The sequence below is a fragment of the Zunongwangia sp. HRR-M8 genome (assembly GCF_027594405.1).
In the GTDB taxonomy this organism is placed as follows: Bacteria; Bacteroidota; Bacteroidia; order Flavobacteriales; family Flavobacteriaceae; genus Zunongwangia.
Genome location: NZ_CP115161.1, coordinates 563,720 through 584,233 on the forward strand (window position 1 = coordinate 563,720; position 20,514 = coordinate 584,233).

Annotated in this window: 16 protein-coding genes; 8 read left to right on the forward strand and 8 right to left on the reverse strand. The window is 35.9% G+C overall.

Going from position 1 to position 20,514, the window contains the following annotated elements; all coding sequences use genetic code 11:
• Position 1: 1 nt before the first annotated feature.
• The 6 genes from PBT89_RS02550 to PBT89_RS02575 all read right to left on the reverse strand — a co-directional run bounded on the left by PBT89_RS02550 (position 2) and on the right by PBT89_RS02575 (position 4,911).
• A complete protein-coding gene (locus PBT89_RS02550; RefSeq protein WP_270059314.1) occupies positions 2 to 808 on the reverse strand; it encodes a DUF547 domain-containing protein in 807 nt (268 codons plus the stop codon).
• 25 nt (positions 809 to 833) lie between these two features.
• On the reverse strand, positions 834 to 1,805 hold the full coding sequence (gene arsM, locus PBT89_RS02555) for an arsenosugar biosynthesis arsenite methyltransferase ArsM (RefSeq protein ID WP_270063261.1): 972 nt from the start codon (positions 1,803 to 1,805) through the stop codon (positions 834 to 836).
• A gap of 3 nt (positions 1,806 to 1,808) precedes the next feature.
• Complete coding sequence (locus tag PBT89_RS02560) at positions 1,809 to 2,621, reverse strand: purine-nucleoside phosphorylase (protein ID WP_270063262.1); 813 nt, start codon at positions 2,619 to 2,621, stop codon at positions 1,809 to 1,811.
• A gap of 2 nt (positions 2,622 to 2,623) precedes the next feature.
• On the reverse strand, positions 2,624 to 3,244 hold the full coding sequence (locus tag PBT89_RS02565) for a TIGR04282 family arsenosugar biosynthesis glycosyltransferase (protein WP_270063263.1): 621 nt from the start codon (positions 3,242 to 3,244) through the stop codon (positions 2,624 to 2,626).
• Positions 3,245 to 3,466: 222 nt separating this feature from the next.
• Complete coding sequence (arsS, locus tag PBT89_RS02570) at positions 3,467 to 4,522, reverse strand: arsenosugar biosynthesis radical SAM (seleno)protein ArsS (RefSeq protein ID WP_270063264.1); 1,056 nt, start codon at positions 4,520 to 4,522, stop codon at positions 3,467 to 3,469.
• Between the two features lie 53 nt (positions 4,523 to 4,575).
• Complete coding sequence (locus PBT89_RS02575) at positions 4,576 to 4,911, reverse strand: arsenosugar biosynthesis-associated peroxidase-like protein (RefSeq protein WP_270063265.1); 336 nt, start codon at positions 4,909 to 4,911, stop codon at positions 4,576 to 4,578.
• 288 nt (positions 4,912 to 5,199) lie between these two features.
• On the opposite strand from PBT89_RS02575, the gene PBT89_RS02580 reads away from it, so the two are divergent.
• Positions 5,200 to 6,225 (forward strand): helix-turn-helix domain-containing protein, encoded by a 1,026-nt coding sequence (locus PBT89_RS02580; protein WP_270063266.1) that lies wholly within the window; start codon positions 5,200 to 5,202, stop codon positions 6,223 to 6,225.
• Here PBT89_RS02580 and PBT89_RS02585 read toward each other — a convergent pair.
• Positions 6,222 to 6,938, reverse strand: coding sequence for a LytR/AlgR family response regulator transcription factor (locus PBT89_RS02585; protein ID WP_270063267.1), 717 nt, complete (start codon positions 6,936 to 6,938; stop codon positions 6,222 to 6,224). The two genes, PBT89_RS02580 and PBT89_RS02585, sit on opposite strands and share 4 nt — an antisense overlap.
• Entirely contained in the window at positions 6,935 to 8,026 is a 1,092-nt protein-coding gene (locus PBT89_RS02590) for a sensor histidine kinase (RefSeq protein WP_270063268.1), read from the reverse strand. The genes PBT89_RS02585 and PBT89_RS02590 overlap by 4 nt, the downstream gene beginning before the upstream one ends.
• Before the next feature lie 144 nt (positions 8,027 to 8,170).
• On the opposite strand from PBT89_RS02590, the gene PBT89_RS02595 reads away from it, so the two are divergent.
• The 7 genes from PBT89_RS02595 (at position 8,171) to PBT89_RS02625 (ending at position 20,513) form a co-directional block, all read left to right on the forward strand.
• Positions 8,171 to 10,423 carry a GH92 family glycosyl hydrolase gene (locus tag PBT89_RS02595; RefSeq protein WP_270063269.1) on the forward strand — a complete coding sequence of 751 codons (2,253 nt, stop codon included), beginning with the start codon at positions 8,171 to 8,173 and terminating at the stop codon, positions 10,421 to 10,423.
• A gap of 9 nt (positions 10,424 to 10,432) precedes the next feature.
• Positions 10,433 to 12,319, forward strand: coding sequence for a sodium:solute symporter family protein (locus PBT89_RS02600; protein ID WP_270063270.1), 1,887 nt, complete (start codon positions 10,433 to 10,435; stop codon positions 12,317 to 12,319).
• An 86-nt stretch (positions 12,320 to 12,405) separates the two neighbouring features.
• Complete coding sequence (locus PBT89_RS02605) at positions 12,406 to 13,371, forward strand: glycoside hydrolase family 130 protein (RefSeq protein ID WP_270064294.1); 966 nt, start codon at positions 12,406 to 12,408, stop codon at positions 13,369 to 13,371.
• A gap of 1 nt (position 13,372) precedes the next feature.
• Positions 13,373 to 14,428, forward strand: a complete 1,056-nt coding sequence (locus PBT89_RS02610) for a carbohydrate-binding family 9-like protein (RefSeq protein WP_270063271.1) — start codon at positions 13,373 to 13,375, stop codon at positions 14,426 to 14,428.
• A 37-nt stretch (positions 14,429 to 14,465) separates the two neighbouring features.
• Positions 14,466 to 15,587, forward strand: coding sequence for a family 10 glycosylhydrolase (locus PBT89_RS02615; RefSeq protein ID WP_270063272.1), 1,122 nt, complete (start codon positions 14,466 to 14,468; stop codon positions 15,585 to 15,587).
• A gap of 305 nt (positions 15,588 to 15,892) precedes the next feature.
• Entirely contained in the window at positions 15,893 to 18,139 is a 2,247-nt protein-coding gene (locus tag PBT89_RS02620; protein ID WP_270063273.1) for a GH92 family glycosyl hydrolase, read from the forward strand.
• Positions 18,140 to 18,185: 46 nt separating this feature from the next.
• Positions 18,186 to 20,513, forward strand: coding sequence for a glycoside hydrolase family 20 protein (locus PBT89_RS02625; protein WP_270063274.1), 2,328 nt, complete (start codon positions 18,186 to 18,188; stop codon positions 20,511 to 20,513).
• Position 20,514: the final 1 nt, after the last annotated feature.

The window sequence follows — 20,514 nt, forward strand, 5'->3', positions numbered from 1 at the left end:
TTTACTGCTTATTCAGATTCCAGTTATATTCTTTGAAAGAAATATTGTTCCAATTTTTCATTTTCACATTACTGTATTGGTTAATATATTCCCCAAGAGTATTACCTTTTACAGTAAAGTCACCGCTATACCAATCAAAGATTCTGGAAAGTTGAGCAGATTCTTTTTTTATAATATTTTTATCTGAATTTATAAAAGTTCTTGTTGCGTATTCTAATTGCTCGTTGATTGCGCTTGCGGTATACGCTTCATTTAAAAGTCTGGGGCAAGAAATAGACGCACAGTTAATGGCGAAGTGAATTCTTGGTTCTTTCATTCGTCTTAAAATACTGTTTTCTATAGCTCCCAAAGAAATTTGCTTATTGCCCATGCTAACAAATTCTTTAGTCCATGCACCATCGATTTTCTTAATGCTTTTTACCGGGTAATTATCTAAAATTAACCGAACAGTGTTTGCGTTATAAGTATTGATGTAATACGCTAATTGTTCCTGAATAGACCAACTGTTATCTGGTTTATTATCGGCAAGCATTTTAATATATTTATCTAATGCTTTTCGATCTTTTTTGAATCCCTCATAATCTACTAATCCTTTTTCATTCACATGTTTCTGTAGCAAATTATGCCAGCCAGAATGGTCAATATTAACTGAAGAATTAGAAGATGTTGAAATTAACTCACCTTTTACATTGTTATGCGGTAATCCCTTACTGGAGAATCCAGCAGCTGAAAATAAAGCGCAGCCGCTTAAACCAATAGAGAAAATGGCCGTGATCGTTATTCGTTTAAGCATAATAAGATTTCTCATGCTGCGCATATTTAAGTTGTAATTGTTAACAGCATCCTCCGCCATCATAATGAAAGGTAGATTCGCTAATATAGATATCATTTCTTCCTAAATCTTTTAAAGCCTTTGCTGTTTTATCGCAAACTGCTAAAGGTTGATTATGAAGAAGGACATGTCCTTTTTGATCATCAAAATACTCTTTTTCGCCAAAATAAATTGCTGCTTTGCCTGTAAAAATACACGGGCCATCTTCTGGCATAGGATCTTTTATAGCAGCAACTTCTATCGATTCAATAAAGATTAATTCTTCTGTTGGATAGTGTCGAGGATCTAGAATACGATATGGTTTTCGTGCTCTAATTTCTATAGTACCAAAACCCACATCGGTTAAAGCTTTTACGTATTCCTTGATAGGTAGACTCCCGCTAAGGCATAAAGCTCTTAATCTTTCATCATTTCTAAGCTCATCGTTCATTTGCTGCTCGCAAGTAGGATCGCTCATTACCAACTTTCCGTTGGGTTTCAAAACACGATACATTTCTTCAATAGCTTTTTTAAGATCTTCAGCTTTAAAGATATTGAATAAACAGTTTTGCGCTGCCACATCTATAGTATTATCTTCTACCGAAAGATGTAAAGCATCACCTTTTTTAAGATCTACAAAATCTGATTGAAACCACGAATTTTGTCCTTCAGCAATCTTAAAGTTTTTTCTTGAAGCTTCCAGCATCTCATCTACCGCGTCGATGCCCACAACTCCATTTTTTTGTCTGGAAAAATATGCGAATTGTAGTAGTTCCATTCCGCCGCCAACGCCAACGTAGAGGATTTTTGGGTTGTTAGAAAGATCGCGAGCATGAACGGTACTGCCACAGCCATAGTTCATCTCTTGCATGATCTTAGGGATTTTTAAACCCGGCAATTCCCAAATAGGATTTGTAGTACAGCATAGACCAACATCTGGTTTAAGAGCTGCATCTTTATAAACATTTTTTGTGGTTTCAAGATAGCTACTCATAGCTTATATTGTTTTTATCACTTCTTTAAAAAGCGTAATCATTTGTGGTTCGGCTTTCTCGGCCATAGCAATAATTTCTGAAATTTCTACTGGCTCTAAATTGTCAGGATCTCCTTCATCTGTAATCACAGAAACCGCGGAAACAGGAATATTTAGATGGTTTGCTACGATAATTTCTGGAACAGTACTCATTCCAACGGCATCTGCTCCTGCTATTTTTAAAAATCGATATTCTGCCCTAGTTTCTAATTGAGGTCCTAAAACAGAAGCATAAACGCCTTTGTGCAATTTGATGCCATGCTCTTTTGCAACATTCTCCATCGTCGCGTTCATCTTAGCGTCGTAAGGTTGAGACATATCTACAAAGCGTTCTCCTAAATGTTCTACACCTTTAAAGGCTAAAGGAGATCCTCCCTGAAAATTAAGGTGGTCGTCAATAAGCATTAATTCCCCTTTTTTATAATCTAAATTTATAGAGCCTGCTGCATTAGAAACTAAAAGTTTACTAATTCCTAAACGCTTCATTACACGTACAGGATAGGTGACATCCTGTAAAGTATAACCTTCATAAAGATGAAAACGCCCCTGCATTACCACTACTTTTTTTCCTTCCAGGCTTCCGTAGATCAGTTTTCCTTTATGAAATTCTACCGTCGCAGTTGGAAAATAAGGAATGTGATTGTAGCTGGCTTCATATTCATATTCAATTTCTTCGATTAATTTACCAAGTCCGGTTCCTAAAATAATTCCGATTTCCGGAGCTTCAAATCCTTTAGATTTAAGATAATCTGTGGATTCCTGAATTGCGTCTGTCATTTTCATTTTTTAAAAAATTGACTAAAAGCGGGATGATCTTGGATATCTGAATAGTAATCTACATCATTCCGCTCTTCCAGTAATTTATAATTTGTGTTTGTTAAGTTTTGTATGGTTTCTTTTAGCACCGTATCGGTTCCCCAGGTTTTATTCTCAAAAAGGTCTTCCTTAAGCTGTCTCATCCCAAGCAAATAATAACCGCCATCTTGTGCGGGGCCAATTATAACCTCCTGGGTTTCCAAAGCTTCAAAAGCCTTTTCTAAATCCTCGCTATTGATATCGAATAAATCTGAACCGATAATGGCGATTTTCTCGTATCCATCTTCGAATCCTTCAGCAAATGCATATTTCATTCGCTCTCCCAGATCTTTACCATATTGTTTTTTCTTCTGAAAAATGTTAGGATTCCAGATGTCACCTTCTTGTATTTCTTCAGAATAATATACTCTTTTTTCCGCAGAAATTGGTGCTGCAACTTTTACCGTGTGATCTAATAAAAATCGATAAATTTCTAATGCTGTTTGATCGCCTACATCTTTGGCAAGTCTTGTTTTTACTTTGCCAAATTCTGGATTACGCGTAAAAATTATAAGTAAGTTTTTTGAAGTAGTTTTTTCTCTCAAAAAATCATATTTTTTTGCTATAAAGCCGATTTATAGAGCTTTTGAAATAAAGGCTTCAGGTTTTCGCATTCTCAGCAATATACTGTGATTATATGAAAATGACCTTTAATATTTTGTGAAATTTACAAATGCCAAAAATGGCCAAATATTAGCTTCTTTTTTAATAAGCTTTCAAAATTTACACTGCATAAAAAAGCTTATTTTATATGATTATTGCTTTAATTAAATGGTAGAACCCTGGCAGCTACTCCCAGCGCCGGCGGTACAACCATAACAATGTTGAGAAATAATAATATTTCGATCATTCAGTAGATCTTCATTGTATTCACTAATGTGTTTTGTGCTAGCATTTACCTTAAGATCCAGCATTTGATTAAAATCACAATCGTAAAGCCATCCATCCCAGCTAATCGAAATTGTATTGGTACACATTACATTTTCTACCGCAGCAGGATTGTATGCGTCTACCAGAGAATACATGTAATCTTCGTAATTTTCTGAAGCGATTAAATATTCTAAAAACCGACTAATAGGTAGGTTGGTGATTGCGAACAGATTATTAAAATCGATATTAAAATCTTGTTTTAATGCTTTTTTAAAGTCGTTTTCCATTGCCGCCTGGTTGGTAGGTAAGAATGCTCCAGAGGGATTGTAAACCAGATCTAATTTGAGGTCGCAGCCCGGTTGCGCGTATCCTACTTCGTTTAAAAGTTGAAGCGCCTTTATGGATTTATCGAAAACTCCATTTCCACGCTGTTTGTCTGTTTTCTCACGTTTATAAAATGGAAGTGAAGAAACGACATGTATTTTGTGTTTTCTGAAAAATTCTGGTAAATCGTGATATTTCTTATTTGCAAGAATAATTGTAAGATTAGATCTTACGATGATATCATTAATTCCTGCTTTGCAGGCTTCTTCTACAAACCATCTAAAATTAGGATTCATTTCAGGCGCTCCACCGGTAAGATCTAAGGTGTGTGCGCCGGTATTTTTAATGACTTCCAAACATTGCTGCATGGTCTCTTTCGTCATTATTTCTTTACGATCTGGCCCGGCATCAACATGGCAATGCGAACAAACTTGATTACACATATAGCCAAGATTAAGCTGTAGTATTTCGAGTTTTTTGGGTTTTAATGGAAAATGGCCGGTTTTAGCAATTTTATCCTTAAAAGTTGGTAGTTCTCCATCTTCAAAAATTCCTTCACTCAAAATTTCCAGTTGGCGTTGCGGGCTGGACAAATCATCTTTTCTTCCTTTTAGGGATTTTAAAGACATACAAATTGGTTTTTGTTTTTAATTTGAAATGAATAGAACAAGCAGCAAAGAGACTACATGCTTAGTTTTTTGTACTTATTCATCATCTGTACACCATGTACAAGAGTCGCGCCACTCTCTATTGCTGCTCCTGCATGTACGGCTTCCATCATTTCTTCTTTAGTTATTCCTCTTTGTAAGCCATCTTTTGTGTAGGCATCGATACAATAAGGACATTTAACCACATGGGAAACTGCTAAAGCGATTAATGATTTTTCTCGTGCAGAAAGCGCTCCTTCTTCAAAAACTTTTCCGTAGTAATCGAAAAATTTTTCCCCAAGTTTCTCACTCCATTCTGTGATTTCACCAAACTTTCTTAAGTCGGCTGGATCATAATAATTTTTAGACATAGTTAATTTTTTCTGTAAATATACAATTTAGAGAAAGCTTAGTTAATTATTTAGTAATTCATGTAAATTTAATCCTATGTGCATTTCTTAAAATTATTCTTTATTTTTGTTAAAATATAGGATTTAAGATTTGACCAATGCTTTTAAAATCTACTGTTTAAATTGCCATGCTTTCTAAACAGTTATAATTAGATTTTATTGAAATTGGACTGGATTTGTGGACGCTGATTATGGAAATTCTATGATTTTTACTAACAACAAAGATTGCTTGCTAAAAGATTAGATTTCATGAGAATAGACGTCAAAACTTTGCCGGTAAATGATATCATCAAAGATATTTCTAATTGCTTTGGAGTGCCAGTTGAAAATGCTGCAGGGGAGTTGAAAATTGAAATTCCTAAAAACATAGGCGAAGGATATATAAGAGGATCCAGTTTTAAATCGGGTATAGGTATTATTACCTATAACTGTAAATTCTTAGAAGATGTTGATATACATTTTACATTAAATTCTATTCATCCCCTAAAATTTATTTTTTGCTCAGAAGGTAAGGTAGAGCACTGTTTCGAAAATTCAGACGAAAGCGTGATCATTGATAATTTTCAGAATATCATAGTTTCAAGCAGTGGATATAGGGGACACGTGCTTAGCTTTAAAAAAGATGTTGCGGTACATGTGTCGAGTTTAGAAATTATACGATCGGTTTTTTCGCATCGGGATAATTATCAATTTGAAGGTATGGAACCTGATTTGAAAGCGATTTTTAAAGATCAGGTGTCTGAAAAAGAATTCTTTTATCAGGGTAATTATAGTTTAAAGTCGGCAGACTTGATGGAGCAAATTGAGACTAAAGATTTTTCAGGATTTTTACGATCTATTTATCTTGAAGGTAAAGCTTTTGAAATGCTGGTGGTGCAAATAGATCAATATCAAGATGATGAGGCAGAAGATAAATTACCTCAAATTCTTCGAAAATCGGATATTGAAAAAGTAAACTACGTAGCTCGAAGAATTGAAGGAGATCTGGCTACCAATCTAACTGTTGAGGCGTTAGCCAAAGAGGCGGGTACGAATGTTAATAAACTTCAGGAAGGATTTAAGTATGTTTATGATTTAACGGTGAACAAATATATACAGCATCGAAAGCTTGAAGCCGCAAAAGAAATGCTGATGAATTCTGAAAGAAATATTTCTGAAATTGTAATTTCTATAGGACTAAATAACCGAAGTTATTTTTCAAAGATTTTCAAAGAAAAATATGGGGTTAGTCCAAAATACTTCAGGAAATCGAGTTTGCGTCACAATCAGGTTTAAATTTGATCTCCCAAATCTAAAATAGCTTCTTTGGTTTCGTTCAAATAGCTGCGCCCAATGGTATATCGGTTGCCTCCAATTTCAATACTATTCCCTTCAATCGCTTCAACCTTTGCGATAGAAATGGTGTAGGATCGATGTATTCTAATAAATTGCTCTCTTGGTAAACTTTCAGTAAAACTACTAAGGGTTTGGTGTACAATATATTTATCTGTAGCGGTAATAATTTTGATGTAATCTTTAAGACTTTCAATAACCAAAATATCGTTTAGATAAATTTTGCGCATTCGCTTTTTGTCAACTTTTACGAAAAGATGATCATTTTCTTTGGTTGTTCTAGCGGTACTCTGGTTTTCATTCTTGATTTTTACTGCCTTATTTACAGCTTTTAAAAATCTGGGAAAGGGAATAGGTTTTATTAAAAAATCTAAAATTTCCAGCTCGTAGCCTTTTACGGCATATTCAGAATGTGCTGTGGTAATTATTACATTAGGCTTATTAGGTAAACTTTCTAAAAAACTATAACCGTCTAATAAAGGCATGTTTACGTCTAAGAATAATAAATCTACTTCATTTTCCTGCAGATAATGCATGCTTTCTACAGCGTTGGTAAAGGTAGCCTGCAGGGTAAGCTCCTTAATCTGTTCTGTATAGTTTTTTATCACCTTAATAGCTAAAGGCTCATCATCTATTATGATACAGGAAAGATTCATTTTAGTTTTAGTTTTAATTTAATTGAAAAATGACCGTTTTTTTCACCGATATCAAGTTTATATTCCTCTTTCGTATATCCAAGTTCTAAGCGTTTTTTAACGTTATTGATTCCTATTCCTCCGGTAGGTTTAAGTTTTTTTGGAAGCTTTTTTTTTCTTTTTTGAGAAATAGAATTAGCTACTTCAAAAAAAAGAAAATCATCCACAACTTTCAATTTTATTTTTATAAAAACATTTCCGATATTTTCATTAATTCCGTGTTTAAATGCATTTTCAACAAAAGGGATTAGGAGCATTGGAGATAATTCTTTTCCTAAAATTTCTCCAGAAATTTCCATCTCTACATTAAGATTCTCTCCGTAGCGAATGCGTTCTAAATCCAAATAATTCTGAATGCATAAAATCTCTTTTTCCAGGCTTTGTCTTTTATTTTTTGTTTCGTAAAGCAAGTAACGCATCAATTCAGAAAGTTTAAGGACAACGTCTGGAGCTTTTTGTGATTTCTCTAGGGTTAACGCGTAAATGTTATTTAAGGTGTTAAAAAAGAAATGAGGTGAGATTTGCGAGCGCAGAAATCGTAATTCAGTTTCTAATTTAGATTGTTCTAATTTTGCCGCTTTTTGATTAGTAGAAATATAATCGATGGTAATCTTAATTGCAGTGAAAAAAGAAATCACATAAAATTCCCCTAACATCATTTGTATTATATAATTGGCTGTTAAGGAATTTGTTTCGGGGCCTTCCGGCCAAACATTTTTACTGATTAAGAAATAGGTGAGTTCAAACTTAATAATCACCATACAGAAAATAGCCAGAAAAAGTATGCTTGTAAAAAGTATGTAGCGCTTTTTATAAATAAAGGTCGGAATCAAAAAATAAACGCTGAAGTAGCAAAGAAACATATGGATAGGAAATCCTAAAAGATTACCTTTTAAAGATAAAATATAGTCCTGATAAAAGCTTCCCCATCGCAACATGTTGAAAATGAAGTAAATGCTCCAAAACATCACGTGGTGTATGGGCTTGATCTTATAATCAGAGAAATTTGATAATTCGAATAAGTTTTTTATGGATCTTTCGGGTTTCAATTATTTAAATTTTTCTTAACTATTTAGTTGTTTGTCTTTTCAGAAATGTCATTGGTCTAATATCTTTTTAATAGTTGATGAATATATAAATATTTAGCTTACAAGTTGAGTTAACTCAGCTAATAATCCGAAAATTCTTTGTGTATGAGAAGCCGATTTAGTGCAGTAGCCATATCATTTTTGCTGTTAATTTCCTGCAAAAAAGAAGGCAGTAAAGATCTTAAAGAAGCGCCAAAAAATAATGATTTGTCCAGTTTCGTAAATCCGTTTATTGGTACAGGTGGGCACGGGCATACATTTCCGGGGGCAAGTCGGCCTTTTGGGATGGTGCAGGTTAGTCCAGATAATGGTAAAAGTGGTTGGGATTGGTGTTCTGGCTATCATTATTCAGGTTCGCTGGTAGCAGGATTTAGCCATTTGCATTTGTCGGGAACCGGAATTGGAGATTTAGCAGATCTTTTATTTATGCCTGTAAATCAACAAATCGATTTAACTAAAGAGGTAAAAGAACAAAATGATATTCCTTATCTTTCTAAATATTCTCACGAAAACGAAACTGCAAAACCAGGTTATTATCAGCTGTTTTTAGAAGATTTCGATATCAATGTAGAACTTACCTCCACATTAAGAACCGGCTATCAAAAATATACTTTTGGAGAAGGAGAAAAACAGTCTGTAATTATCGATTTAGGCTTTGCTATTAACTGGGATAAGCCAACGGAGACTTCAATAAAAATAGAAAACGAAAATACCATCACCGGATATCGTCACAGCACCGGTTGGGCAAAAAATCAAAAAGTATTTTTTGTAGCTAAATTCTCTAAGCCGATTATCGATTCTGAATTGTATGCTGAAGCTAAACCTTCTAAAGCTACACAAGTTGAAGGTGAGAAAACTTCAGCACAACTCTATTTTGATAAAGAAGACAAAAATCTTCAAGTAGCTGTAGCTTTATCTTCGGTAAGTATAGAAAATGCAAAAGAAAATTTAGACAGCGATGCGAATTTCAATTTTGAAGGTATTAAAACTGAATCCGATAAAGTTTGGAATGCGGCACTTTCTGATATTGTAGTAGAATCGAAAACCGATTCTTTAAAAGAAATTTTTTATACCGCCTTATATCATTCAAGTTTATCTCCTGTAACTTTTAGTGATAAAAATGGAGAATATCGCTTACAGAATGATAGTATTTCTTCTGCTGAAGGAACAACTTATTCTACGCTTTCACTTTGGGATACTTTTAGAGCTGAAAATCCTTTGTTAACAATTACAAACCCCGATAAAGTTTCCGACATTATTAATTCGATGCTGGCGTACTATGACGAAAGTGGCGCGTTGCCGGTCTGGACGCTTTATGGGAACGAAACGAATACCATGACAGGCTATCACTCGGTTCCTGTTATTGTTGAAGCTTTTACAAAGGGAATTAAAGGATTTGATGCTGAAAGAGCTTACGAAGCCGTAAAAACAACCATGATGCAAGATCAGCGTAGTTTAAAAGAGCTTAAAAAATATGGTTATGTTCCTTACAATTTGGGCAACGAATCGGTTACTAAAACTTTAGAATATGCTTATAACGACTGGTGTGTAGCGCAAATGGCAAAAGCTTTAAATAAGCAGGAAGATTATGAGTATTTCTCGAAAAGAGCCGAATCTTATAAAAAGCTCTTTGATCCTGAAACCGGATTTATGAGAGGGAAATCTTCTGAAGGAAAATGGCATACCCCTTTTGATCCTAAGCATTCGCAACATCGCGTAAATACCGATTATACAGAAGGGAATGCGTGGCAACACAGTTGGTTTGTTTTGCATAATGCTGAAGGTTTAATTCAACTTCATGGTGGTGCCGAACCGTTTACTGAAAAATTAGAACAACTTTTTAATGAAAGCTCAGAGATCACCGGAGAGCATATTTCCAACGATATTTCAGGTTTAATTGGGCAATATGCACATGGGAATGAGCCAAGTCATCATATTGCTTATTTATTTAATAAAGCCGGAAAGCCGTGGAAAACTCAGCAATACGTACACAAAATTCTAGAAACTCAATATTCTACAAATCCAGATGGTTTAAGTGGTAACGAAGATGCTGGGCAAATGTCTGCTTGGTATGTTTTTAGTGCTATGGGATTATATCCGTTTAATCCTGCAAGTGCAACTTACGAGATTGGTACACCGGTTTTCGATAAATCGACGATCAATCTTAAAGGCGGAAATCAATTTGTAATCACAGCAAAAAATCTTTCTCCTGAAAATTTCTATATCCAATCGGCTAAATTGAATGGAAAAGAATTTAATCAAACAACTATTTCTCACGAGCAAATTGAATCAGGTGGAACTTTAGAATTTGTAATGGGAAGCGAACCGAATAAAAATTGGGGCGTAGCCAAAAAATAAGCAGAATTAATGCATATAGTAGATGTAATCATAATTGTCCTTTATATTTTATTAACCCTAGGCGTTGGTGTTTGGGTATCCAAAAAAGCCAGTAAAGGTTTAGATTCTTACTTTCTTGGGGGTAAAACCATAAAGTGGTATTACCTGGGATTAAGTAATGGTTCTGGAATGTTCGATGTATCCGGGACGGCCTGGATGGTGGGAATCCTGTTTTTATACGGAGTAAAAAGTTTTATGTTCATGTGGATGTGGCCAATCTGGAATCAGGTTTTCGTAATGATGTTCCTGGCTGTTTGGATTAGGCGATCTAAAGTGATGACGGGTTCAGAATGGATTTTAACTCGATTTGGTGATGATAAAGCAGGACGAGCTTCTCATTTAATTGTAGCCATTTTTGCGGTAGTTGCCTCTATAGGTTTTATCGCGTATTTTTTTGAAGGTGCCGGGAAATTTATGACGGTAATTCTTCCTTGGGATATGAGTCTTTCTATTGCTGAAACGACCTTGCTAACTTCAGAACAGTCTTATGCATTGCTGATCATCTTTTTTACGACAATTTATACCATCAAAGGCGGAATGTTCTCTGTGGTAACTACTGAAGTTTTGCAATACTTAATCATGGTAATTGCTGGGATTTTAGTAGCTGGATACACTTTTTACGCTTTTAGTGATGTTGAGGTAAATCGGTTAATTCCTGAAGAATGGAAAAATGTATTTTTCGGCAATGAGCTCACCGGATTTTGGTCGGGGGATTATCAAGAATTTAACCGACTTATCGATACGCAAGGGTATAAAATGTTTGGTGCTTTTATCGGGATGACGCTTTTTAAAGGTTTCTTTTCGAGTGTTGCAGGGCCAACGCCAGGTTACGATATGCAGCGAATTCTTTCAACTCGAAACGTGAAAGATGCAGCATATATGAGTGGTTTTACCAATCTGGTTTTATTTATACCACGGTATCTTTTAATTGGTGGAATTGTTTTAATCGGGCTTGTTTTTATTGCGCCACAAATGGCAGAAGCAGGAGTTGTTACCGGTAACGATCTGGAAGTAATTTTACCAAAAGTAATCAATAATCATGTTCCGGTAGGAATTAAAGGATTGTTGTTAGCCGGATTATTAGCTGCTTTTATGTCCACATTTTCAGCTTTTGTAAATGCAGGGCCGGCTTATATTGTAAACGATATTTATAAAAAGTATTTTAAACCAGTAGCTTCAGATAAACACTATGTAAAAGCGAGTCATATTGCATCTTTCGGTGTGGTTATTCTTGGAGTGATCATGGGCTTTTTTGCAGATTCTATAAACGCTATTACACTTTGGATTACCAGCGCACTTTATGGCGGTTATGTGGCAGCAAACTTTTTAAAATGGGTTTGGTGGCGATTTAATGGTTGGGGATATTTCTGGGGAATGTTAGCAGGTTTAGTTATTGCCACACTTCAGTTTTTCTTAGATCAAAATAAAGCGAATTTAGAAGCTGGTACCTTGCTGCATGATCTTTCAGAAATTCCGGTAATCTATTTGTTCCCGATCATTTTAGGATTCTCATTGCTTGGTTCTTTGTTAGGGACATTCCTCACAAAACCAACAGATATGGCAACGCTGAAATCTTTTTACACCAATGTGCATCCCTGGGGTTGGTGGAAGCCGGTTAGAGATCATTATTCCGAAGAAAAAATAGAGAAAAACAACGAATTTTGGTTGGATATGTTTAATTGTCTAATCGGAATTATATGGCAATCCAGTATGATTTTATTACCAATCTTTTTGGTAGTAAGAGATTATCCTAAAACTTGGATGTCTTTTGCCGTGTTTATCGCAACAAGCTTAATTTTGAAATTTACATGGTTAGATAAAGTGAAAAATCTTGAAACCAGCGAAGACGATATTTAATTAATACAGAATTAAACAATAGCCTGATGATATTTCAGGTTAAAAAATAATAGAAATCTCGAAATTCGAGTAAAATAAAGAAGATGATGAAGAATATACCTTGGCAGGATAAGCCAGAGAATTGTAACGATGTACTTTGGAGACATAACGAAAACCCTATAATCGATCGTTATGCTATTCCTACCTCAAACAGTATTTTTAATAGCGCGGTAGTGCCTTTCGAAGATGGTTTTGCCGGCGTATTTAGATGTGACAACAAAGCCGTACAAATGAATATTTTTGCCGGTTTTAGTAAAGATGGTATCAATTGGGATATTAATCATGAGCCTATAGAAATGCAGGCGGGCAATACTCAAATGATTGATTCAGATTATAAATATGATCCTCGTGTTACTTTTATTGAAGATCGATATTGGGTTACCTGGTGTAACGGTTACCATGGCCCTACCATTGGTATCGCGTATACTTTCGATTTCAAAGAATTTTTTCAGTGTGAAAATGCTTTTTTGCCCTTCAACAGAAACGGAGTTTTATTCCCTAACAAAATCAACGGTAAATATGCGATGTTAAGTCGCCCTAGTGATAATGGCCATACGCCATTTGGGGATATTTACATTAGCTACAGTCCAGATATGAAATACTGGGGTGAACACCGTTGCGTAATGAAAGTTGCTCCGTTTGAAAAAAGTGCATGGCAATGCACAAAAATCGGCGCTGGCCCCGTGCCGATTTTAACCGATGAAGGTTGGTTGTTGTTTTATCACGGTGTTATTGCTACCTGTAACGGATTTAGATATTCGGTAGGTGCTGCAATTTTAGATGAAAATGAACCTGATAAAGTAAAATACCGTTCGCAGCCTTATTTGTTGGCTCCGGCAGAACTTTACGAAATGACGGGGGATGTACCAAATGTTGTTTTTCCTTGTGCAGCCTTGCATTCTCATGAAGAAGATAAGCTAGCTTTGTATTACGGAGCGGCAGATACCTGTACAGGTGTTGCCTATGGTAAGATAAGCGAAGTTGTAGATTTTGTAAAAAATAATAGTTTGTAAGATGAAATCGATAATAGTCAGTTTTGGATTCTTTTTTTGTTTGAATGCTTTTGCGCAGGAAACGCCACGCTCTTATGTGGCGCACAAAACTTCCGAAGAAATTATTATTGATGGTAAGCCTGAAGAAACTAGCTGGAAAGAAGCAAAATGGACTGCCGATTTTATAGATATTGAAGGTGAAAAAGTCCCAAAGTATAAAACCAATATAAAAATGCTTTGGGACGACCAGTATTTTTATATGTATGCCAAAATGGAAGAACCGCATATCTGGGCAACTTTAAAGCAAAGAGATACGGTAATTTTCTATAATAACGACTTTGAAGTTTTTATAGATCCCGATGGTGATACTCAAAAATATATGGAGTTTGAAGTAAATGCATTAAATACGGTTTGGGATTTAATGCTTTTAGAAACCTATCGCGAAGGCGGTCCTGCGATCGATCACTGGGATATTAACGGAATTAAATCTGCCGTGAATATCGAAGGTACTTTAAACGATGCTTCAGATAAAGACCAATATTGGGAAGTGGAAATTGCTATGCCCTGGGATGCTTTAACCGAAGCCGGAAAAAAAGCTGAAATTCCGCAGAATGACTTTTGGCGTGTTAACTTTTCGCGCGTAAACTGGGATCACGAACTAAATGATGGTCGATATTCAAGAAAGAAAGGTGAAAATGGCCAATATCTGCCGGAATATAATTGGGTTTGGTCGCCACAAGGCGTTATCAATATGCACGAGCCGGAACATTGGGGATATGTGTTTTTTAGTGATAAAAAACCTTCTAAAAGTATCCAATTTGAGATCCCTAAAGACGAACATATTCGTTGGGAAATGTATGAATTGTACCGTGCTCAAAAAAAATATTATGAAAAACATCAAAAATGGGCCACTAGTATAGATCAACTTCAAAAGCAACCTACTTCAGTATTACATAAAACCATAACGCCAAAAATCGAAGTCCATGCTTCAGGTTACAATATGATTGTTGAAAGTCCTTTTTCAGCAATAAAATACCTGATAAAAGAAGATGGAGAATTTTTAGAATTAAAGAATTAAATAACCTTTAAGTTTAAGGCCTTTAAAAATAAATCAAATGAAAATTAAGTTTTTATTCCTTTCCTTTTTAGTAGCTTTTTCGAGCATTTCATGTTTGGATAATATGCAAAGTGCACAAAAAAATACTTCCGAAGAAGCTAAAAATGAATCAGCCGAATCCTCAGATTTTAAATTCTGGACATGGATTACCGCCGATGCGAAGAGAACAGATTCTTCATATACTGCTGAATTCAAAAAATACAAAGATAACGGGTTGGATGCCGTGTTGATTAATACGAATACCGATCCAGATTTGCTTTCTCGATTAACGCCGCTTGCCAAAAAAGAAGGTTTAGAAGTGCATGCCTGGTTAATGACAATGAATCGCCCGGGAGATTCTGTCGCGCTGCAACATCCAGATTGGTATCAGGTGAGCCGCAGCGGAAAATCTGCTTTTGACGATCGCCCGTATGTAGATTATTACCAATGGCTTTCGCCAAGTAATCCGGAAGCAGTGCAACATATTTATGATCTTATTGAAGGTCTAGCAAAAGTTGAAGGTGTAGCTACAGTTCATTTAGATTATATTAGATATCCAGATGTCTTCCTTCCGGTTGGGTTGTTGCCAAAATATGATTTAAAACAGGAAACTGAGCTGCCAGATTACGATTTTGATTATTCTGATGCCAGCGTAAATGCATTCAAAGAGAAATTTGGTAGAGATCCCCGAGAAATGGAAAATCCGGCAATTGATATCGAATGGAAACAGTTCCGTTTAAACCAAGTTAAAAATGTGGTAGACCACGCTTATGAAATTGCACATGAGCACGGAAAAGAATTAAGTGCAGCTGTTTTTCCTTATCCAGAAATGGCCGATCATATGGTACGCCAACGTTGGGATAAATGGAATATAGATTATGTTTTGCCAATGATTTATAACAATTTTTATAATGAAGATTTAGATTGGATTGGTTTTGCAACCAAGCAGGGAGTAAACGATCTAAAAGGTCAAAACACACAATTACATACCGGAATTTACATTCCTGAAATGACCCCGGAAGATATTACAAAATCAATTCAGTTGGCTAAAGAAAACGGTGCGAAAGGTGTTTCTTTCTTTGATGGAGGTGCTTTTACAGATGAGAAGTTGGAAGCAGTGAAGAAGGCAAGTGAAAATTAAGTTTGAAGTACGAAGTTAGAAAATAGTATAGAGATTTTAGATCGCTGCGCTGTTAGAAGTTAGAATTTAGATTATAGAAAGTAGACTAGAGAACAGAGAGAAGAGATAAGAAGCAAGAACTAGGACTTATCATTTTAAGTTTTGAATGCTGAATTTTGAATGAAATAAAAATGGCCTATCGAAAATTGCTCGTAAAATTGGAAATGACAGAAGCGTTTAAATTTTAGGCTGTTTGAGCGCAGCGAGTTCCTAAATGCTTAAAACAAAAGCTGAAAGATTATTATTGAAGGCTAACCGTTAAAAACATGAAATTAAAATTCTTAGGAATCGCTGTTTTAGTAACTTTTTTTTCCTGTAAAAAAGAGGAAACTGAAATCAGTAGAACATCTCATGAGAAAATTACGCAGTTTGTAAATCCATTTATCGGTACCGATGGGCCGGGGAATACGTATCCCGGTGCAACCACGCCATACGGAATGGTACAATTAAGCCCCGATATCGGGATTGGCGGTTGGGATCGTATTGCAGGTTATTTTTACCAAGATTCGATTATTAGCGGTTTTTCGCATATGCATTTAACAGGTACGGGTGCCGGCGATTTGTACGATATCTTGGTGATGCCAACTAACAGTAAGTTTTCAGATCGTATTGCAAATAATAATCACAAACCTTTTTCAAAGTTTAGTCACGAGAAGGAAGAAGCTTCGCCGGGCTATTATTCGGTGCAGCTTCTAGATTATGATATTAAAGCGGAACTTACTGCTACGCCAAGAACCGGGATTCAGCGGTTTACTTTTCCTAAAGATTCGTTATCGCAAATTCATGTGGATTTAGGATATGCTTTAAACTGGGATAAGGCAACAGATACATATATTAAAGTAGTAAACGATTCGGTTGTTGAAGGTTATCGAAAATCCACAGGATGGGCAAAAGATCAGCGAGTATATTTTGTAATGAAGTTTTCTAAAGCTTTTCAGGATTTCGAAATTCTGAAGAATGATGAGGTTATTTCAGCAAAAGAAATTACTGCGAAAAAGACGAAGATTATTCTGAATTACAAAACCACTTCCGAAGAACAAATTGTAGTGAAAACCGGCGTTTCTTCAGCAAATATTCAAGGTGCTTATGCAAGTTTAGAAACTGAAACACCCGACTTTAATTTTGATAATTATCGCAAAAAAGCGAATGAAACTTGGGAAAGTGAACTTCAGAAAATAAAAATAAAAACTTCGAACACAGATCAAAAATCGGTGTTTTATACGATGATGTATCAATCGATGTTGGCGCCAACTTTATTGAGTGATCCCAACGGGAATTACAAAGGCGCAAACGATAGCATCGAAAATGCAAATGGTTTTAATCGTTACGATACCTTTTCACTTTGGGATACATTTAGAGCAGCGCATCCGCTATACACGATCATTCAGCAAGAAAGAGTGCCAGATTTTATAAAATCGATGTTAGCGCATTACAAGGAAACGGGATTGCTTCCGGTTTGGTCGATGCAAGGAAACGAAACCAATATGATGTTAGGGTATCACTCGGTCCCCGTGATCGTAGATGCTTATTTTAAAGGTTTTGATTTTGATGCGGAATTAGCTTACGAAGCCTGTAAAGTCAGTGCGATGACTAGCACAAGAAAAATAGATGTTTTTGCTGAAAAAGGTTATGTGCCGGCAGAAGATAAAGAAGGCGATTGGAGTGTTTCTAAAACGTTGGAATATGCTTACGACGATTGGTGTATTGCCATGTTTGCAAAAGATTTGGGCAAAGAAGACGATTATCAATACTTCTTGGAACGATCTGGATACTGGAAAAATACCTATGATTCTAAAACCAGTTTTTTTAGAGCAAAAGACGAAAATGGTGAATTTATCGAAGGATTTAATAGTAAAGAGTATTCCAATTATTTTAGTGAAAGTAATGCGTGGCAATATTACTGGTTTGTGCCGCAGGATATTCCCGGCTTAATTAAAACTACCGGAGGGAAAGAGCGTTTTACGCAAAAGCTAGATTCGATGTTTTCGTTTAATCCTGCTGCAGATGATAAATTGCCAATTTTTAGTACAGGAATGATTGGGCAATATGCGCATGGAAATGAGCCGAGTCATCATGTGGCCTATTTGTATGATTATGTAGGTAAAGCTTCAGAAACGCAAAAACTGGTGCGCAAAATTATGACCGAGCAATATAAAAATGAGCCAAACGGTCACTGCGGAAATGAAGACTGCGGACAAATGTCGTCTTGGTATATTTTTAGTTCGATGGGATTTTATCCGGTAAATGCGGCGCAGGGAACTTATATGTTGGGTGCTCCGTTATTTGAATCTGCTGAAATTAATCTGCCGGACGGTAAAAAATTCAGTATTAAAACATCGAATTTTGCTGAAGATAATCAGTTTGTAGCAAAGGTGAAATTAAACGGAAAAGAGTTAGATCGCGCTTATATCACTCATAAAGAAATTGTTGAAGGTGGTGAGTTATTATTCGAGATGAGCAGTGAACCGGCGGATAAAGTTTTAGAAACACCGCAACCGAATACCATTTATTAATATTCGATAAATCTGGATATCATTTTATTTTCTAAATCAAGATTACATGAAATTGTTTAAAATTTTACTTCTTTTTATAGCGCTTTCAACAATTGGTTGTGCTGAAAAGGAAAATCCGTCATTTACAAAGGATGATTTAGTGCTCATTCCGCAGCCAAAATCTTTAAAACTCAATAACGGAAGTTTTGAAGTCAATGAAAACACCAAAATTATCATTCCGCAGGATAGTTTAGCTTCAGTTTCGTCAATTTTAAATGATCTTTTTAAAAAAGCTGCCGGATTTGAGTTGGAAACTTCAGCAGAAGCAGTTTCAGAAAATAGTATTCAGCTAAAAATAAATTCAGAAATCGCAAAAGAGGCTTACGATCTTAAAGTGACTTCAGAAAATGTGATTTTAGAAGCAAATTCGAAACTGGGATTTGTGTATGGATTAGAAACGATTCGACAATTACTACCAAAAGAGATAGAAAGCGCCTCGAAAATATCGAATATTGGGTGGTATATCCCAAATGTTGAAATTAGCGATGCACCGCAATATTCGTATCGTGGGAATATGTTGGATGTTTCACGTCATTTCTTCGGAAAAGAATATATCAAAAAACATATCGACAGGCTTGCATTTTTAAAACTGAACACCTTTCACTTTCATTTAGTGGACGATCAGGGTTGGAGAATTGAGATCAAAAAATATCCAAAATTAACTGAAGTTGGCGGATTTAGAGTTGATCAGGAAGATAGCCACTGGAATGCAAGAACCAAAAATGATCCTAATGCTGAAGCGACTTTTGGCGGATTTTACACTCAAGAAGATATTAAAGAAATTGTAGGATATGCTCAAGAAAAAGGAATTCGCGTAATCCCAGAGATCGAAATGCCAGCGCATGTAATGAGCGCGATTGCAGCCTATCCTTGGTTGTCGTGCACGGGAGAACCTATTGCGGTTCCTTCAGGTGGAATTTGGCCAATTACCAGTATTTATTGTGCCGGGAAAGAAACGACTTTTGAATTTTTAGAAGAGGTGCTGAATGAGGTGATGCAATTATTTCCGGGAGAATATATTCATGTTGGTGGTGATGAAGCGACTAAAACCAACTGGGAAAGTTGTCCCGATTGCCAACGCCGAATTAAAGAAGAAGGTCTTGCCAATGAAGATGAGCTGCAAAGTTATTTTATAAAGCGTATCGAGAAGTTTTTAAATGAAAATAACAGAACGCTAATTGGTTGGGACGAAATTTTAGAAGGAGGTCTGCCAGAAGAAGCAACGGTGATGAGTTGGCGTGGTTTTGAAGGTGGATGGGAAGCTTCAAAAGAAGGACACGATGTGATTATGACGCCAACCAGTCATTTATATTTCGATTATTACCAGGGCAGCCCAGATCACGAGCCGGTGGCTTTTAATGCATTTACACCGCTAGAGCGAGTTTATGAATTTCGTCCGGTATTAGATTCAATGAGTGTGGAGCAGAAAAAGCATGTGCTTGGTGGGCAGGCTAATCTTTGGGCAGAATATGTGCCTACGGAAGAACATTCAGAATATATGTTGTTTCCAAGATTAGCGGCGCTAGCTGAAGTAGTTTGGAGCCCTGAAGAGAAATTGAGCTGGGAAGATTTCTCGGTAAGAATCCGTAAAATGATGGAGCGTTTTGAGGTGATGGGAATTAATTATGCGAAAAGTGCGTATGCGATTCAGCCAAAATCTGATATTGATCTGGAAACCGGAGAAATTACGATCAAATTAAAATCTGAGTTTCCAAATACTGAAATTAGGTATGCTTTAAACGGAGAAGAACTTACTGCCGAATCCAGTATTTATAAAAATGAAATAAAAGTAGATACCGATACTAAAATTAAAGCTGCTGTTTTTAGTAATGCTAAAGTTATGGGGCCGGTAATGGATAAAACTTTTGAATTCCACAAAGCCGTTGGTAAACCGGTGACTTACAAATATCCTTATAATCAAAGTTATGCCTCTTCAGGTGAAACTGCGCTTGTAAATGTTTTAAAAGGAAGTAAGTATTTTAAAGACGGTCGTTGGCAGGGATGGATAGGAAATCCTGCAATTGCGACCATCGATTTGGAAGAAGCTACGACCGTAAGTGAAGTGGTTGTAGGAAGTTTGGAAGAGCAGGGCACCGGAATTTATTTTCCGCAGCAATTAAAAGTGGAAGTTTCTAAAGATGGAAAAAGTTTTGAAGAAGTAGCTTCCTTAAAAAGAGAATATCAAACCAATCCCGGTGCAAAAATCGAGAATTTTGAGTTGAAATTTGAGACTCAGGAAAATATTCAATTTGTAAGAGTACGTATAGAACCATTAGCGAAAACCCCGAATGGAGGCGGTGCGTGGTTATTTTTAGATGAAATTCAGGTAAAATAAT

What these genes read in the sequence shown, in the direction of transcription:
- PBT89_RS02550 (WP_270059314.1), bottom strand. Translation starts at nt 808, where the DNA reads ATGAGAAATCTTATTATGCTTAAACGAATAACGATCACGGCCATTTTC.
- arsM (WP_270063261.1), bottom strand. Translation starts at nt 1,805, where the DNA reads ATGAGTAGCTATCTTGAAACCACAAAAAATGTTTATAAAGATGCAGCT.
- PBT89_RS02560 (WP_270063262.1), bottom strand. Translation starts at nt 2,621, where the DNA reads ATGACAGACGCAATTCAGGAATCCACAGATTATCTTAAATCTAAAGGA.
- arsS (WP_270063264.1), bottom strand. Translation starts at nt 4,522, where the DNA reads ATGTCTTTAAAATCCCTAAAAGGAAGAAAAGATGATTTGTCCAGCCCG.
- PBT89_RS02575 (WP_270063265.1), bottom strand. Translation starts at nt 4,911, where the DNA reads ATGTCTAAAAATTATTATGATCCAGCCGACTTAAGAAAGTTTGGTGAA.
- PBT89_RS02580 (WP_270063266.1), top strand. Translation starts at nt 5,200, where the DNA reads ATGAGAATAGACGTCAAAACTTTGCCGGTAAATGATATCATCAAAGAT.
- PBT89_RS02585 (WP_270063267.1), bottom strand. Translation starts at nt 6,938, where the DNA reads ATGAATCTTTCCTGTATCATAATAGATGATGAGCCTTTAGCTATTAAG.
- PBT89_RS02595 (WP_270063269.1), top strand. Translation starts at nt 8,171, where the DNA reads ATGAGAAGCCGATTTAGTGCAGTAGCCATATCATTTTTGCTGTTAATT.
- PBT89_RS02600 (WP_270063270.1), top strand. Translation starts at nt 10,433, where the DNA reads ATGCATATAGTAGATGTAATCATAATTGTCCTTTATATTTTATTAACC.
- PBT89_RS02605 (WP_270064294.1), top strand. Translation starts at nt 12,406, where the DNA reads ATGAAGAATATACCTTGGCAGGATAAGCCAGAGAATTGTAACGATGTA.
- PBT89_RS02610 (WP_270063271.1), top strand. Translation starts at nt 13,373, where the DNA reads ATGAAATCGATAATAGTCAGTTTTGGATTCTTTTTTTGTTTGAATGCT.
- PBT89_RS02615 (WP_270063272.1), top strand. Translation starts at nt 14,466, where the DNA reads ATGAAAATTAAGTTTTTATTCCTTTCCTTTTTAGTAGCTTTTTCGAGC.
- PBT89_RS02620 (WP_270063273.1), top strand. Translation starts at nt 15,893, where the DNA reads ATGAAATTAAAATTCTTAGGAATCGCTGTTTTAGTAACTTTTTTTTCC.
- PBT89_RS02625 (WP_270063274.1), top strand. Translation starts at nt 18,186, where the DNA reads ATGAAATTGTTTAAAATTTTACTTCTTTTTATAGCGCTTTCAACAATT.